This window comes from Phocaeicola sp. ICN-14070 (assembly GCF_037892625.1).
Classification (GTDB): Bacteria; Bacteroidota; Bacteroidia; order Bacteroidales; family Bacteroidaceae; genus Phocaeicola; species Phocaeicola plebeius.
Window position 1 is genome coordinate 1 of sequence record NZ_JBBKBF010000042.1, and the last position, 15,470, is coordinate 15,470.

Here is a 15,470-nt window from a genome sequence, read left to right on the forward strand (position 1 = left end):
CTAGAAGTTCTATTCTTTTTAAAAGAATATTAAGTTCAAGTTTGTTACTTCCCATATTTTAAAAGTTATTATATTAGACAATAGAGGCTTACCGCCGAGAACGAATCGATTCGACGGTAAAAATACCCCTATTATTTTAGTAATAACTGAAGCCTATCCTAACAGATGAAAGTGTTAGGAGGAGTGTTAGGTGGATTTCATTTCAGTTGTTGTTCTTTCTTTACTTTATATCATTTCTTTCAGTTGTTGTACCAAGTATATATATGTCTTTCCTGGAAAATCAATAACAGAGTCTTTCAGCTCTGTTAACCTACTACTGATTGCCATGCGTGTGGAAGACTTCATAGTTTTCTTAGGTATAAGCAGTTTGTTATCAGCAAGTAATGATACCCAGTTGTAGGGTATCATCTTTTGTCTGGAAAGCTCATATAGCAATGGAAGTATGCTTGCCATATTGGTTACAATCAACCCATTATTAAGGTTACATTTGAAAAAGTCGTCTATAGTCTTTTCATCAACTCTATTTACAAATAGATTCGATTCATTAGCAAATTGTGTAATTAGTTGAATTTGGGCCTTATTAAATGAAGCTAGAATTTTAGATTTTGTAACCTTACAATCTAAATGATTAAACGAGTAAAGCATTTCGTTGAAGTCTTCCTCCTCAAAGACTGTACGGGTAAAATACTTTTCTACCAAATCTTTTCTGGTAGAAAGCAGTTCGTATAGACAGAAGATATTTCGGAAATGATTACGGACTACTTCTTCTACGTTAGAGAAGATAGGAAGGTGATAACTGATGAAATCGTTTATGTACCGGTCATACAACTTTTCATCTTTAAGAAATTCCAACTGGTACTGCTCATAAGCAGCACGAAAAATTGTCCAAAGTTCATTTATGGACGTAACAGTCTCTTGTTTTGTACAATGTTCCGGACATTGAATACACAAAAAGAGAGAGCAGAGAGGATTTTTTCATCTTACTCATAATTCTTCTTGTATAAAGTTTATATTTTGATAATTGATAACTATCTGCATATAATTGCAGACAGTTTTTATGCAGTTATTTCGATGTAAATATTATATTATTCTCCCACACTAGTTTGCAAAAATATTATAATGGGTATGTTATGCTTGCATAATGATAATGAATATGTCTGTAAATGGCTGATACCCGTTATCTATTGTGCTTTTGTTCTTTGTGTTTATTTTCTCCGATTCGGTTTTCGCTTTATAGTTTTAAGGTAATCTTCATTTATCTCCTCGGCTGTTCTTAAATCGACTTCAAGCCTTCCCAACTCTGTCCATTTTAATAGCTCGTCTTTATATAGAATGTAGTTTTTGCCTTTCTTAGTTCCTGGAATGTTTCCTTTGGACAAATGATAGTACATAGTAGATTTCTTCATACGAAGGAACTCACAGGCTTCATCCAATGTCATAGGAATGTGGTCTGCTGATGAGATGTTGTCTTTTTTATCGTCGAGCTCGGCTTTCATATTATTGAGCATCTGTTCAACATGCTCAATTTTTTGGAATATTTTGCCAATTACTTGTGGCATGTCATTAAATGTTACTTCTTTTACATCCATAATTGAAATATTTAAAATTCATGTCACAAATGAACCGGCTTATTTGACGGTGATATAACATCATACAGAATAATTTCAATGTAATAGAAAGTAATTTCAGATAAGTTGAAAGGAGAATCTATAATCACCTTTTTCAGGAATGTCAAGGTCTATAATGCAAGTACCACGTTGACGAAGATTGCGTCTGATTGTTGAGACTTCAATATCTCTGAGCTCAATGGGAAATACCATTTTTGCAAACAGTGCCCGCTTTTCTCCTTTCCAGTTAAAGCGTTCACCGATGTTCCAGACAAGATGGCGAAGATCAATTGAGCCAAGACGTCCATCCGTACTAACTGAAACAATAGCGGCATCCTCGTTAGTAATCCAAGACTTTATATTATTACAAACTATTTTCACATCAGACTCTTTCATATAAGGAGAAAGCATAAGCTGCACATAGGCAGAAACAGCTGCAAATTTTTTCTGATTGAGTTGATACTCTTGATCTTCACGTTGTTTTCTTACTTCATGATAATGACTGATTGCTTCTTCTGGTATAGGCAAGGCATCTGCATCAGCTGTTTGAGATTTATTTTTTCTTTTAATCTGTGTAAATAACAATGCTATTATGATGGAAATAATAATGATTTCTATAATAATCGTGTTTGTGACAGAGTTGTCTGAGCCAGCTTGATTATTAACGCAAAATGTCGTATATGGAAAGAATATAGCCAAAGTTGTAAGGCTACTGACCATGATTAAAAAGAATTTCTCCCTATGTTTTGTTTTCATAATTACTTCAATTTATTTAAGAATTACTACACAAAAATAGGGAGAAATGCATGAATAATTCGAAAGAATCTATAAGAAAATGCTAGTAGTTAACTATTTTAATATGTTGATATTCAGTGTTTTGTAAGGTGATTTTCTTTTCTCTTGTTTTCTCTTCTTTCACTTGTTATTGTTTTGTTCTCTTTATTTGAGTTCTTGTTTTCACTTGTTCTCTTATTTGATGAAACACTTTTTAACAGGTTAAGAGAAATCTTCTGAGATGCTTCCTTGGATTTGGCATCTGCGTGTCGAGCGTAAATCTCTGTGGTAGTTACGTTGGCATGTCTAAGCATGTTTTGCACGGTGTAGATGTCTGTTCCAAGTTCAACTTGAAGAGTTGCAAATGTATGGCGGGCGGTATAAGTAATATTTAGAAATGCAATAAAAAACAGAATGACGATAATTAAACGTAAAACGTTTATAATTAAGCATTTTGCAAGATTTGCAGAACAGACAGACCTGCAAAAGAAAACAAAATATTGCGACGTTTCAGTTACCAGACTGTTAGCCGCCTGTTTCGAAAACAACGGCAGGTAACCGAATTTTTACCGATAGGAACAAAGCAGATTTGTATTCACTGTTTATCAATGTTTTGCATGCCAAAGGACGCTTTTCAAAGGAGTATTTTTACAACCTAAAAAAGAGCGTTATGAAAGTGGAAAAATTCAAGGTGCTGCTCTACCTGAAAAAGAGCGAGCCGGACAAGACCGGCAAGGCCCCGATCATGGGACGGATCACCCTCAACCGCACGATGGCGCAGTTCAGCTGCAAGCTCTCCTGTACCCCCGGGCTATGGAACGCGCGTGAGAGCCGATTGAATGGCAAGAGCCGGGAAGCGGTGGAGACCAATGAAAAAATAGAGAGGCTGCTGCTTGCCGTACACTCGGCCTTCAATTCCCTCATGGAAAGGAAAAAGGATTTCGATGCCGCCGCGGTCAGGGACATGTTCCAGGGTAACGCGGGCATGCAGATGACCCTGCTCAAACTTCTCGACCGGCACAATGAGGAGATGAAGGCCCGTGTCGGCGTGGACCGTGCACCGACGACAATGTCGACCTACGTGTACACCCGGCGCACCCTTGCCGAATTCATCAAAACGGAATTCAAGGTCTCGGACCTCGCCTTCGGACAGCTCAACGAGCAGTTCATCCGTGACTATCAGGACTTCTGCCTGGAAAAGAAGAAACTGGCAATGGAGACGGTGCGCCATTACCTGTCCATCCTGAAAAAGATCTGCCGCATCGCCTACAAGGAGGGGCACTCGGAGAAATACCATTTCTGCCACTTCAAGCTGCCCAAGCAGAAGGAGACAACACCGAAAGCACTCAGCCGGGAGAATTTCGAGAAGCTACGCGATCTGGAGATACCGGAAAAACGCAGGTCACATGTCATCACCCGGGACCTCTTCCTCTTCGCCTGTTACACCGGCACCGCCTATGCCGATGCGGTAAGCATCACCCGGGAGAACCTCTTCCAGGATGACGAGGGCAGCCTCTGGCTGAAATACCGGCGGAAGAAGACCGACTACCTCGGACGCGTCAAGTTGCTGCCGGAAGCACTCGCGTTGATCGGGAAGTATCGTGACGATACCCGCATCACCCTCTTCCCGCCGCAGGACTACCATACGCTCAGGGCCAACATGAAATCCCTGCGCCTGATGGCGGGGCTGAGCCAGGACCTTGTCTACCACATGAGCCGGCATTCGTTCGGGACCCTGACACTGACCGCGGGCATTCCGATAGAGAGCATCGCCAGGATAATGGGCCATACGAATATCGACAGCACGCAGGTCTACGCTCAGGTCACCGACCGGAAGATATCCTCGGACATGGACCGGCTGATGGAAAGAAGAAAACCTGCGGCCGGCAAGGAAGCCGCAGGCTAAATAAAAAAATTGCCGCCGGAATTGTATTTACGATTCCGGCGGCAATCCTTAAACTTGAATACGATATTATACCAATGCTGCGTGATAGTTCTCCTCCAACAGCTTCTCGATGTCCGACTGCCTGTACAGGATCTTCCCGCCAAGCTGGATATAGGGAATCCGCCCTTGGTCCCTGTAATCCTGCAGGCACCTGCGGCTGATCCTCAACGTTCCGGAAAGCTCCCTGTCAGTCAGGAACCGTTCCCCGTTGAAGGGAGGACGGTTGTCACGGGCAAGACGCTCCACTTTTTTCTCCATGTTGTCCAGCAGGGCAAAGAACCTGCGGACACGTTCGTTCTCCTTGTCGATAATGCCTTCCATCTCTTCCGCTCTTTAAAGGTTTCCGTTCTTCCTTCCTTCTCTCATTGCCTTCTCCTTGCGTCTGATGCCGACGTAGGCCATCAGCTTCTCCACATCCTCTGGCTTATAATAGAACTTGCGCTGGAGGCGGGTGAACGCCAGCCGTCCGGTATCGCGGAGTGTCTGCAGGGTACGTGGCGAGATGTCAAGGCGCAGGCAGACATCCTGGCCGTCCAGTCACTCTCCGAGTTCCTTACAGCGGTTTCTCTCATACAATCTGTCCACATGTGCGGACAGGTTCTCGGCGCGTGCCAGCATCCTCTCAAGGACACCGGCCTCGATGTAGCATATTTCCATATTTTTCAACTTGTTTAAATGTCAGTGCGAATATAAGGGAAGAAACCATGAGAGACAAGCGCGACCGGCACACTGGCAGGAATAGTCATGGATAGTCGGTTTTTGTCATATGGGAAGGAAAAATACTCCGTAGCCGGTCGGTTTTCACGACCCCCTTTGGAAAACCTGAAGGACGGGTGCGTCACGACGATGAAAAAAGAAAAATCCCCACCGGAAGTGAAGCGACCCCAAACCGGCAGGGAGTGTAATAATAAAGGAACGGACTGTTCAGCCCTTGATGTAACCGTACTTTTTCAGGTCGTCCATGAAATGCTCCGGCGTGTCGGTCCTCACCGTCACCCCGTGCAGTTCCCTGTACCGCCCGGAGAAATTCACCATGTACTCCCCGTCGGTGCACCCGCTGTCAAACCAGCTGCCCTCACGCAGGACGCGTACAAACTCGGAAGGGCCGGAGGCGGCAATCCTGCCGCCATCCGCCAAAATACCTGATCTCGTTTTTTTTATTATCGGTATTTCAAATGTCTTAAAAGCCTCTTTGACAGGTTACCATCCGGGATGATCGCCTGAATTCGCATGTACCGGATTTTCTATTTACCAGATTCCATAATGGTTCCTGCCATCCGTTTTTTCTCTGCGGCTGTCGCTTTTTTCCTCGTGGCATCATGGTCTGTTACCGGATAGGAAAAGCCATCTCCATCACAACCATGAATTATAGTGTAGCCATATTTGTATATAGCCGTATGATACGCTATCCGGATAATGCTATCACAGAATTGCGATATAGCCGGATATCAAAATAGGGATAGCCGGGAGCGAAGGGAGCACGCATCCTTCCGGATATAGATATCTCAAAATCTCCATTTGCAGAAGTGTATAAATATCAATCCATTAATGGAGACGATGAAGAAAAACAATAAGGCGTATACGGCTACCTGTTATTCTCCATTTACAGATGTGTAGAAGTTTCAATCCATTAATGGAGACGATGAAAAAACAATAAGGCGTATACGGCTACCTGTTATTCTCCATTTGCAGAAGTGTAGAAGTAGCAATCCGTTAATGGAGACGATGAAGAAAAACAATAAGGCGTATACGGCTACCTGTTATTCTCCATTTGTAGAAGTGTAGAAGTAGCAATCCGTTAATGGAGACGATGAAAAAGCAATAAGGCGTATACGGCTACATGTCATTCTCCATTTGCAGAAGTGTAGAAGTAGCAATCCGTTAATGGAGACAATGAAGAAAAAACATAAGTCGTACACGGCTACATGCCCATTCTCCATTTGCAGAAGTGTAGAAGTAGCAATCCATTAATGGACAATAGGGCATGTAAAGGGCAGATTTTCCGTATATTCGCCTCCTTATCCCCGAATTATGGGCGTAAGTCACATGGTCATGGAGATATATCTATCCTTTAATGGGGAGAACAGCCGGCAAATATCTGATGGAAAAGCCCCACAAACCACAGGAAAATAGCCACACAATGGTCTGATACACAATAATTATTGGAGAAACATGGTCCGCTCCTGCGGACAGCAAGTTGTGTTTTCGTTTAACGAAAACAGGACGGTTTAACGGAGAATACACCGATAAACCGTTACTTATTTCAAGCTCCAGCGTCGCTTTTTACATATCTAACTATAATTCATTTGAAATCACAAAACAGATTGAACCGAATGTGGTTAGTTTGTCTGTTTATTTCATGTCCGAATCATTAGTATGCTATGTTGCAAAGTTCGTATTCATTATGAAAAAATCCGCTTACGAGAACAAGATATTCAGGTAATTTGCCATCCTTTCCCCAAAGAAGTTCGATGTTAAAAAGTTCAGAAAGCGTTTTGGCTATGTCAAATCCGAAGGCTTCGAGTGACGGACGCACTTTTTCCGGGTGTCGGCATGGTGTGCCGCAGTTACGCGTACACTCGTTATCTGAGCAGTGAAGACATTTACCTATATAGGCAAATGAACGCCCTCCATATTTCCGTTCCATATCCAATAATTCGCTCTCGATTCGTATCCGTTCCGGTAAAATGAGTTTTTGTGTATATTCAATCGGAATATCTTTGTCTTCAGGGATTATCTTCGTTGCCATAAGATGTGCATACTTGTATTGTCGGAGAAACGATTCCGTATCAAAATCAAATGGAGGACACCCCCAACTTTTACCGTAATTGGTACATTGTTTGCAAAGTTCAAGAAAATGTGGTTCGTCACGGAATTCGGCGATATATCCTTCAACAGTGATGTCTGAAGTAAAATTTTCTACAGTGTATATACTCATTGTTTCAAAATCATTGTACCGCATAAGGAGTCGAAACGGATGTTTTCATTTTGGAAAAGTCTGTCAATGTATCCGCTTTTCTGCATTTCAGACGCGGTCAAGCAACTTAAATTCGGGGTATCTAACAATGCTATCGAATCGCACATGGACAACGCGATGTCAAGTTCATGTGTCGAGAACATGATACATTTTTTCTCGTCGTGGACAAGCCTACGAAGCAACGCCACAAGTTCGTAGCGATTAGGCATGTCAAGAAAGGAAGTCGGTTCATCAAGGAGAATGATAGGAGTATCCTGTGCCAATGCACGAGCAATCATCACACGCTGGCATTCGCCATCCGACATTTTATCCATCGTGCGGTTTGCATAAGCCTCCATTCCCACCGAAATGAGCGATTGCATGACTATCTCCTTATCTGTTTCTTGCATCCTACCTATCCAGTTGGTATAAGGAGCACGGCCTATGGCTACGACATCCTTGCACCGCAGGTTGGCGATGCGCGTGCGCTCGGTCGTGACGACAGCCAGCGTTTTTGCCATATCTTCGGTTTTCATGCAGGCGATGTCGTGCCCGTCGAGAATGATTTTTCCGGAATAACACCGGTTCAGACCGGCTATGGCGCGGAGCAACGTCGATTTTCCTGTCCCGTTTCTTCCGATAAGGGCTGTCAGTTGACCTTTTTTTATCGTGGCATTTACCTCGTGGAGCAACGAGTTTTCTTTGTAACCTATGGAAAAATGCTGTAATTCTATCATGCGGTGATGGATTTGTTGCGTAAAACCACCCATACGACGATTGGGATTCCCAATAGAGCTGTAATGGCGTTGATCGGCAAGGTGAATATTTTAGAAATGATGTCGCAAAGAAGCAATATCGATGCTCCCGAAAGAATTGTTCCGGGCAGAAGGACATGATGATCGCTATTTTGGAAAAGCATTCTTGTGACATGAGGCATAGCGAGACCTATGAAACCTATCGGACCGCAAAAAGCGGTTATCGTTCCGGCGAGCAGCGTTGTCGAGAGAAACAACAGGCTGCGTGAACGCCGAATATTCAGTCCCATTGTTACGGCATATTCCTCTCCGAACAGCAGGAGGTTAAGCGGTTTGATGGTCAGTACCGCCAACAGCAGTCCGGCAAACACCGATGGAACAAGAATCAGAAGTTGTCCGGAGGTGACGTCACCCAAAGCCCCCATCGTCCAAATGACAAAGGCTTTCAGCGATTCCTCTTTGCTGAGGTACTGCAATATCTGCACGACAGCACCTACGCCCGATGAGAACATCATGCCCAGAATCAGGATTACCATGATGTCTTTTATTCGCTGTCCGACGGCAGTTATCACGAGCAACACGACAGCCGCACCCACCCACGCTGCTCCGGCAATGCCTATTGATGAACCGATCCCGGCAAGTACCACAAGTGCCACACCGAGACTTGCACCGGAACTGATGCCAAGGACATAGGGACCGGCAAGAGGATTACGGAAGAGGGTCTGCATCTGAAGACCGCTGACCGATAAGGCAGCCCCGGCCAACAGTGCCACTATAGCTTTTATGAGGCGTATGTTGAGTACGATTTTTTCCGTGGCACGGGAACAATTTCCCCCGGTCAGTGCTGCCCATACATCGCGGATCGGAATGTTGACAGCTCCCACGGCCAAGTCCAGTAAAAAAAGACCGACCGTGAGCGTAATCAATATGGAGAATAATATAGTCGAACGGGAACGCATCTATTTCAGTTGCTTGTAATACACACACTCTTCCTGCACCAGTTCAGGATGGAATATCTTCACGAGGTCGCGGAGCACGATGTCAGGATTCACGACGGCAGACTCGTAATAGTCGTTACCCCCGGCTGTGTTGGTACGGGCGTTGTTGTTATACACCTCTCCATTTTTGAAACATCGGGTATCGGTGAATTTCGGACATGATGCCTTCAAGTCGTCAAGGGAGTTCGCCATTCCCACGTTCAGCCACATGTCCGCATCCGACGCGAGCAGATATGCTTCTTCTAAGTCAATGGGGATAGAAGCGTTTCCCGTGTTCTTCTGGTAGATATAGCGGCCTCCCGCATCAGTAATCAAGCGGGCTACATAACTTTGGGTTGAAGGCATGAACCACGAGTCGCCATAGGGAACATTAAGCATAACCGAAGGAGTGCCGAGGGTACTGTCGGCCACTTTCTTTTTCAAGGCGTTGTATCTGACCGGGATTGCGGCAAAGGCTTTTTCACCCTTCTCACGTTTTCCTGTGACTTCTGAAAGCACTACCATCCATTCGGCCTTGCCGAGAGGCGACTCTTCAAGATAATCGCCGACATACATGAACGGTATGTCGAGTTCTTCGAGTTTGCTTTCCATTGCGCTTGCGCCGTTCACCCCATAGAGCAGAACGAGGTCGGGATCGAGCGAGAGCAGCAACTCGTAGTTGATGTTCCCTTCATAGCCGACATCGCCAATACTGTCGCGGCGGGCTTGGATGTCTGGGTTGGAAATGTAGTCGATTCCCGAAACGCCGGTTATACACCGGACTTCACCGATTGCGTCAAGCATGGCGATATGAGTGGAAGACATCGCCACGATGCGTTTGGCGTCTCCTTTGAGTACCTGTCCTGCAAACCCTTCGGGAACCTCTTCACCGTTGCGGACGATAAACAGCCATGTGGTTACACTGTCCGCTCCCTGCCAGGGATTCCTGACGGTTATCAGTACGCTTTCCTTCCCGCCCGCCCCTTTGATGTCGAAGCCGGAGGCATATTCGGGAGCATAAAGCAGCAGGTTGAAATCATTGATTTTTGAGCTTTTGTTGTGGCAGCCTGTAAATGCCAGAGAAAGCAACAAAATCAGGCTTAAATTCTTTAATGCGTTCATATTGATGCAGATTATCGTTTACTATTTTTGTTTTTTCCGAACTTGGGTGTTATGCCGATGAATATCTCGAAATTGATGCCCGGCATGGGACGGGACAATACGGAAAGGTATTCTTCATCGAACAGGTTGTTGATGCTGCCCTTTAGCGACAGATCGGCCCATCGGAAAGAGAGCTGTTTTTCCAGTGTCACGTTATTCATGAAGTAAGGGGGCAGATAGCCCGTCAGGGTATAGTCATTACTCGACATGGTATAACGCTGGCTGTAATAACACCATTTGTAAAGCAGGCTCCATGTCCGCCATGACAGACGTCCGGTCACCGTTGCGGAAAACTCCGGCACGTATGGCAACTGTTTGCCGACGGATTGGTCTGCCGGACTCATCGGTTCGCTCTCGTTGATCGAGGAAGTCCACGAGAAAGTTCCGTTCATATCCAGTTTCCAGTCCTTTCCGAGCATTATATCAAGGTGGGCGTTGGTCTCTGCCCCGTAAGCATGTACCTTTTTGAGGTTTCTGGGGGAGAAGAATCCCTTGGTTGTGGGTAGCCAGATGATCCAGTCGTCGATGTGCGAATCGAACCAGTTGATACCACCGCTCAAAGCATATACATTTTCTTTCCCCACCGAGAACGACAACCCCACGTCGTATGTGAAGCCGTGCTCGCTTTTCAGGTCGGGATTACCGCCCGGCAGAAAATAGAGGTCGTTCAGCGTGGGAAAACGGTAGTTCCGGGAGATGGATGCTTTCGCCACGATATTGCCTTTTTTCGACAGTACCCCGTCGATGAAGAAAGCCGGGATAACCGGGGCCCATTCCGTACCGAACATATCCTCGCGAAGGACAAGCGAGGCGGCAAAACGATCGACAGGCCGCCATTTCGCAGAAACGGAACCGGAAAACTCGACACGTCCCTTGTCATACCCGACAACAGCCTTGTTACCTTCCTGCGAGATGATATTTTTGTCCGCGCTTTCCACCAAATGCTGGTGTACGGAAACACCGGCCGTGAACAGCCATTTCTCTGAAGGAGCATAATCCCCGTCCGCACTTCCGTAGAACGTGTTAATCTTACTGCGTGAGCGGGTCATCGAAGCCATTTCGCCGTTTCCCTTGTCCCGCTTGTAATCATAGGCCATCCATGTGTGTATATAGCCGCCTTTTACACCGACCTTCCATTTCTCCCGCACGCGATCCCACGAGAGGACGCCGCGAAACGTCTGCTCCCTTTGGCGGTTCTCGAAGTCCATGTCGTTCCCGTAATCCGTGCTGAGCATCGCCAGTTCCCGGTTGGAATTGATATACCAGGCGTTTAGCCCGAACTTGTCGCCTTCGCCCGTGTTATAATAAATTTCCTGCAAGACGTGCAGATCCTTATAAGCCCCGCTGCGGTTGCGTTCCGTCGGGTAATAGGAACCGATGATGTTCTTGTCCTCGTCATAGATGTTTTCCTTCTTGTCCCGGTTTCGGTATTTGTAGTCGTTGGGGGAAGAGGAATACACCACACGGGTGGAGGACTGCCAGTGTTTGTCACCGTAGGTCAGGCGGAGAAACTCGTCGAACGTGCTGAACGACCCCACTCCCTGCACGTACTGCAACCCGAACCCTTCATGGTTGGCCGGAGAAGTGGAGAGCCTGACCAGACCACCCAAGCCGCCGCCCGTTTCGTTTACCGATGACGTTCCGTGCAGCAGCGAGGCATCATCGATAAAGTAAGAAGGGATGGTGGAAAAATCCGTCATGCCCAGCATCGGGTTGTTAATGCGCATACCATTCCACGTCACTTGGGTATGCGAGGGAGAGGTACCCCGGAAAGCCACGGTGGATAACGTGGCGCGTCCGTAGTTCTTGACAAAAACGGATGAGTTGAATGTCAGCACATCGGCCATAGACAAGGCGATGTTCTCTTTCATGGCGATGGAATCGAAACGGGTTCGTTGCACGCCTATATCCTTCATAGGTCGTTTGCCCACCACCGTAACCTCCGGAATACGTAGTACCCTTTTGGTAATGCTGACGGAATTTTTCTGCTGGGCGGCAAGCAGAAAGGGCAGGCTTACCCCCACGAACAATAGAATAAGATGTCTTTTCATTTTTGTCCTCCTTCCTCATTATTTCCAGCAGAAAGCTCCCGGAATGATTCCCACGTAAAATTCATCGATCAGCTTGCCTTGCGGCGAATAGCGATACACGATACCTTGTTGCTGGTAATCAATAGCGTCGGCCACATATACCTCCCCGTTGTTGGGATTGACCGTAAGGCCGTAGTATTTGGTGTCCCGAAACTCCAGAAAAGGCCGGACGGGAACACGGTCGGCTTCCACCGGCATTCGCCAAATATCGTTGTTGATCCAGTAAAGTGTATCCCGTGTACCGTTGAGCTGGACTTCCGAAGGCCAGTCGCCCAGCTTAAACTTGAACTGTTTCTCTACGGTGAAAGTCTCGGCGTCTATACGATAGAGAGACGGTGCCTCGTAACCGTATGGGCTGCCCTCGTAACCGCCATCCGTGATGGTCCACATCTTGTTGTATTTGTCCATGACCAGCGAAGTAGGTTGTATGCCGATGGTCAGTTCGTCCACGACCTTGTCCGTCTCCGTGTCGATTTTCAGGATGCGGTTCTGGTACGACCAGCAGTTCACATAGACGTACTTGCCGTATTGTACCATTTGTTCGGTGGAACCCGATTCCATGTCCATGTCTGGACATTCGATATAGCCGGTAATCTCGTATGTCTTGGGGTTGATGATGAAGATACGGTAGTCCCATATCTGCGTCACATAGGCTTTCTCATCCGACAGAAAATGGATATACCGGGGTGAGGTGAAACCTGTGATACGGCCCACTTCCTTGAAAGTATTGATGTCGATGGCGAAAATCACATGCGAGTTGTTCACCACGATCCAGCCTATACCGTCCCGGATAACCATAGACTGGGCCACATCGCCCAACTTGAACCCGTTGGCACGGTAAAACACTTCATTCTCCACTTCGCACGTGGCGGGATCGTAGTAGGAAAGCGTGGCATTGCTGTACTGGAAATTCCCCTCGTTGGTAATGAAAAGACCAGAGGCCGATACAGAGAAATCTTCCATCTCTCCGTAATCCCATTTCATGCAACTGCCGAAGACTGGCAGGCAGAAAAGAAAAAGGCAAATCCGTTGTATTGTTCTGCTCATTGTCATTCGGATAAAAAAGAGTACCCGAATCATTACGGGTACTCTGGTTAAGGTATAAGGTTTAATCCTGCTGCGTATATTGTTTGTCCTTCATATTTTGGAAGGTTGGGGTATACCCACATTTCGTCACGCTCCAACTTTCCCCCGTAATCATTCCGTTTTCTATAAACTTGCCGAAGAAAGTGTAGTCGGTAAATTTCGTCAAACCGTCAAAAACAACCCCATGCAAGGTCTCCAACTTCTCCATGGAAAGTGTTTCCTGAGAAAGAAAAGTCGCACTTTTTATCTGTAGCGTACCATCTATAGTCTGTAATTTATCACAAGTAATGCCTGTTGCTTTATTAACGAACAACCCTTCACCTCCTACGTGAAGCAATTCCGGAATATCCAGCGATTTACTTTGTAAAGATATTGCTAACGAACCCTCTCCCTCTTTATAATATACAGGAGAAGCTGAACAACAAACTTTGGATAGTAAGGGCAAGTTACAACTGGTAAAATTTCCAGATAAATAGAACTGTCCTCCCACTTCTTTCAAGACTGGCATTGTGATTGAAGCAAACATGGGTATTTGGATATATCCATATCCATCTATGATTTCCAAGTCGGGAAATTTGGCATTGCTTCGCATTTGGCCTGTCACATTTAGATTTCCATATACATGTTGAATTGTCGATATGGTATAATCGATATTGTTGGTGGTTGGCTTACAAGTGAAGTCTTTGATATTCTTGAACGTGATTTCAGGGAACTTATTATTCGTGAGACTGGTGATGACAAAATTTACATTTGACAAATCTTCGGCTGTTTCAATTTTGGAGAGCTGCACCTTGTTTATAATTTCAATCTGGGGCGCTGTTTCTCCGAAGGTTTCAAATCGGGCGTTCGGCAACAGCAGTGTTCCGCTCACATCTTCAAGATAATCCAGCGTGATGCTTCCAAGTGTGGTGATCTTGCTCCAGTCGGGAAGTTGTTTGAGTGCCGTGAAATTCTTTATCTTTATCTGTCCCTTTATCGTTGTCAGTTTGTCCATTCCACCGAAAGCCTGAAGCACGTCATTTCGTTGGGGAACAAAACTACCGGTAGGAGGAGCTTCCATATTGGCTTCCATAATAATACTTCCGTTTACTGTTTCGATTTCCGGAAGGTTGATGGTTTCCAACATCACGGGGACGGTATGGAAATCAAGGCCACCGGTCTCTTTCAGCTTAAGGAAGCTCATGGAAGTCAGCTTGGCAAGATTGTTTACGGACAAGACCCCTCCGACACTTGTCAGTTCCGGTATTTCCAAAGACGCAATCGAACCGGCTGCTGTGTTCTCTTCATTGAGTCCTTGAAGATTCAGATCCTGACCTACAGTAGTCAGAACCGGAAACTCAAAACTCTGTAACGACGACGCATTGAACATCACGCTTCCTTCAATAGTTGCCAGTTTCTCGAATAGGACATACGTCACTTGGTCGTTATATACCGATATGTCTCCGGAGAGCGTTTCCAATGCTTTCATGGAAATCATGTGAAGTTCCGTAGCTTTCGAGGCGACATCGGTCGAACCTACCTGTAAACCTCCGGCAGAAACGATATTATCCAACCCTGTCAAGTCTGCACCGTTGTAACTGTTACGAATGACAATGTTGCCAGTAACCTCTTTCAAAGATGCCAATGCAGATATGTCAGTGATTTTTTCTGCCTCTTCCGCATCAGAGCCGATAATCAGGTTCCCTTTGACAACGGTTGTTTTGGTTGCGGCAAAAGAAGCTACCTCCTCGGTGGTCTTCAACTCCACATCTCCGTCAGATTCTATCTCGCTTTTCACGACCTTATAGGTATATTCGCGGGCATCTCCGTTATAGGATGTCACCCGGAAGGTTCGTTCGTTATCCCACTCCGTTACCGTTTCAGGATCAGGTATGATTGTTGCAGAAGTTGTGTACTTGAATTCCACTTCGGCGTTGTTCAGCGATACCGTATAGGGAACGGTTATTGTTACTGTATTGTCCGTAATGTCGGCCGTGTACGATTTCCCGTCCACGGTCATCACGACCGATGTGATGAAATTTTCATCTGCATCTTCAGGTATAATTTCATCGTTTTTGTCACACGCTCCCAAAAAGAACAAGGATAGGAGCATGGGAAGAAAATAAATTTTCATACTTGT

The 15,470-nt window shown here is 45.7% G+C and carries 15 protein-coding genes; 1 reads left to right on the forward strand and 14 read right to left on the reverse strand.

Annotated elements, in window-relative coordinates; all coding sequences use genetic code 11:
- Positions 1-225: 225 nt before the first annotated feature.
- The 4 genes from WKT20_RS11670 to WKT20_RS11685 form a co-directional block, all read right to left on the reverse strand.
- Positions 226-699 carry a hypothetical protein gene (locus tag WKT20_RS11670; protein WP_340417401.1) on the reverse strand — a complete coding sequence of 158 codons (474 nt, stop codon included), beginning with the start codon at positions 697-699 and terminating at the stop codon, positions 226-228.
- Positions 700-1,205: 506 nt separating this feature from the next.
- Positions 1,206-1,589, reverse strand: a complete 384-nt coding sequence (locus WKT20_RS11675; protein ID WP_018710010.1) for a helix-turn-helix domain-containing protein — start codon at positions 1,587-1,589, stop codon at positions 1,206-1,208.
- 96 nt (positions 1,590-1,685) lie between these two features.
- A complete protein-coding gene (locus WKT20_RS11680; RefSeq protein WP_018710009.1) occupies positions 1,686-2,363 on the reverse strand; it encodes a hypothetical protein in 678 nt (225 codons plus the stop codon).
- Between the two features lie 113 nt (positions 2,364-2,476).
- Entirely contained in the window at positions 2,477-2,704 is a 228-nt protein-coding gene (locus WKT20_RS11685; RefSeq protein ID WP_340417402.1) for a hypothetical protein, read from the reverse strand.
- 347 nt (positions 2,705-3,051) lie between these two features.
- Between WKT20_RS11685 and WKT20_RS11690 the strand changes: the two genes are divergently transcribed.
- Positions 3,052-4,287, forward strand: coding sequence for a site-specific integrase (locus WKT20_RS11690; RefSeq protein WP_340417403.1), 1,236 nt, complete (start codon positions 3,052-3,054; stop codon positions 4,285-4,287).
- 66 nt (positions 4,288-4,353) lie between these two features.
- Here WKT20_RS11690 and WKT20_RS11695 read toward each other — a convergent pair whose 3' ends face one another.
- The 10 genes from WKT20_RS11695 to WKT20_RS11740 all read right to left on the reverse strand — a co-directional run bounded on the left by WKT20_RS11695 (position 4,354) and on the right by WKT20_RS11740 (position 15,464).
- Positions 4,354-4,647, reverse strand: a complete 294-nt coding sequence (locus WKT20_RS11695; protein WP_005641696.1) for a helix-turn-helix domain-containing protein — start codon at positions 4,645-4,647, stop codon at positions 4,354-4,356.
- 12 nt (positions 4,648-4,659) lie between these two features.
- Positions 4,660-4,863, reverse strand: a complete 204-nt coding sequence (locus WKT20_RS11700; protein ID WP_074668675.1) for a helix-turn-helix domain-containing protein — start codon at positions 4,861-4,863, stop codon at positions 4,660-4,662.
- Positions 4,864-5,250: 387 nt separating this feature from the next.
- On the reverse strand, positions 5,251-5,463 hold the full coding sequence (locus WKT20_RS11705) for a hypothetical protein (protein WP_005825814.1): 213 nt from the start codon (positions 5,461-5,463) through the stop codon (positions 5,251-5,253).
- 1,234 nt (positions 5,464-6,697) lie between these two features.
- Positions 6,698-7,264, reverse strand: a complete 567-nt coding sequence (locus WKT20_RS11710) for a DUF2284 domain-containing protein (RefSeq protein WP_004289236.1) — start codon at positions 7,262-7,264, stop codon at positions 6,698-6,700.
- Complete coding sequence (locus WKT20_RS11715; protein WP_004289235.1) at positions 7,261-8,019, reverse strand: ABC transporter ATP-binding protein; 759 nt, start codon at positions 8,017-8,019, stop codon at positions 7,261-7,263. Before WKT20_RS11715 ends, WKT20_RS11710 begins: the two co-directional genes overlap by 4 nt.
- On the reverse strand, positions 8,016-8,996 hold the full coding sequence (locus tag WKT20_RS11720) for a FecCD family ABC transporter permease (protein ID WP_004311292.1): 981 nt from the start codon (positions 8,994-8,996) through the stop codon (positions 8,016-8,018). The genes WKT20_RS11715 and WKT20_RS11720 overlap by 4 nt, the downstream gene beginning before the upstream one ends.
- The gene (locus WKT20_RS11725; protein ID WP_004289233.1) at positions 8,997-10,136 is read right to left on the reverse strand and encodes an ABC transporter substrate-binding protein; all 1,140 of its coding nucleotides are present in this window, start codon (positions 10,134-10,136) and stop codon (positions 8,997-8,999) included.
- Between the two features lie 11 nt (positions 10,137-10,147).
- Positions 10,148-12,226 (reverse strand): TonB-dependent receptor plug domain-containing protein, encoded by a 2,079-nt coding sequence (locus WKT20_RS11730; RefSeq protein WP_007567603.1) that lies wholly within the window; start codon positions 12,224-12,226, stop codon positions 10,148-10,150.
- Between the two features lie 18 nt (positions 12,227-12,244).
- The gene (locus WKT20_RS11735) at positions 12,245-13,345 is read right to left on the reverse strand and encodes a YncE family protein (protein ID WP_004293828.1); all 1,101 of its coding nucleotides are present in this window, start codon (positions 13,343-13,345) and stop codon (positions 12,245-12,247) included.
- 28 nt (positions 13,346-13,373) lie between these two features.
- On the reverse strand, positions 13,374-15,464 hold the full coding sequence (locus tag WKT20_RS11740; RefSeq protein ID WP_270213009.1) for an epidermal growth-factor receptor (EGFR) L domain protein: 2,091 nt from the start codon (positions 15,462-15,464) through the stop codon (positions 13,374-13,376).
- Between the last annotated feature and the right edge of the window lie 6 nt (positions 15,465-15,470).

Excerpts from the sequence above, each read along its gene's own strand:
- WKT20_RS11675 (WP_018710010.1), bottom strand. The coding sequence starts at position 1,589 with ATGGATGTAAAAGAAGTAACATTTAATGACATGCCACAAGTAATTGGC.
- WKT20_RS11680 (WP_018710009.1), bottom strand. The coding sequence starts at position 2,363 with ATGAAAACAAAACATAGGGAGAAATTCTTTTTAATCATGGTCAGTAGC.
- WKT20_RS11690 (WP_340417403.1), top strand. The coding sequence starts at position 3,052 with ATGAAAGTGGAAAAATTCAAGGTGCTGCTCTACCTGAAAAAGAGCGAG.
- WKT20_RS11695 (WP_005641696.1), bottom strand. The coding sequence starts at position 4,647 with ATGGAAGGCATTATCGACAAGGAGAACGAACGTGTCCGCAGGTTCTTT.
- WKT20_RS11710 (WP_004289236.1), bottom strand. The coding sequence starts at position 7,264 with ATGAGTATATACACTGTAGAAAATTTTACTTCAGACATCACTGTTGAA.
- WKT20_RS11715 (WP_004289235.1), bottom strand. The coding sequence starts at position 8,019 with ATGATAGAATTACAGCATTTTTCCATAGGTTACAAAGAAAACTCGTTG.
- WKT20_RS11720 (WP_004311292.1), bottom strand. The coding sequence starts at position 8,996 with ATGCGTTCCCGTTCGACTATATTATTCTCCATATTGATTACGCTCACG.
- WKT20_RS11725 (WP_004289233.1), bottom strand. The coding sequence starts at position 10,136 with ATGAACGCATTAAAGAATTTAAGCCTGATTTTGTTGCTTTCTCTGGCA.
- WKT20_RS11730 (WP_007567603.1), bottom strand. The coding sequence starts at position 12,226 with ATGAAAAGACATCTTATTCTATTGTTCGTGGGGGTAAGCCTGCCCTTT.
- WKT20_RS11735 (WP_004293828.1), bottom strand. The coding sequence starts at position 13,345 with ATGATTCGGGTACTCTTTTTTATCCGAATGACAATGAGCAGAACAATA.
- WKT20_RS11740 (WP_270213009.1), bottom strand. The coding sequence starts at position 15,464 with ATGAAAATTTATTTTCTTCCCATGCTCCTATCCTTGTTCTTTTTGGGA.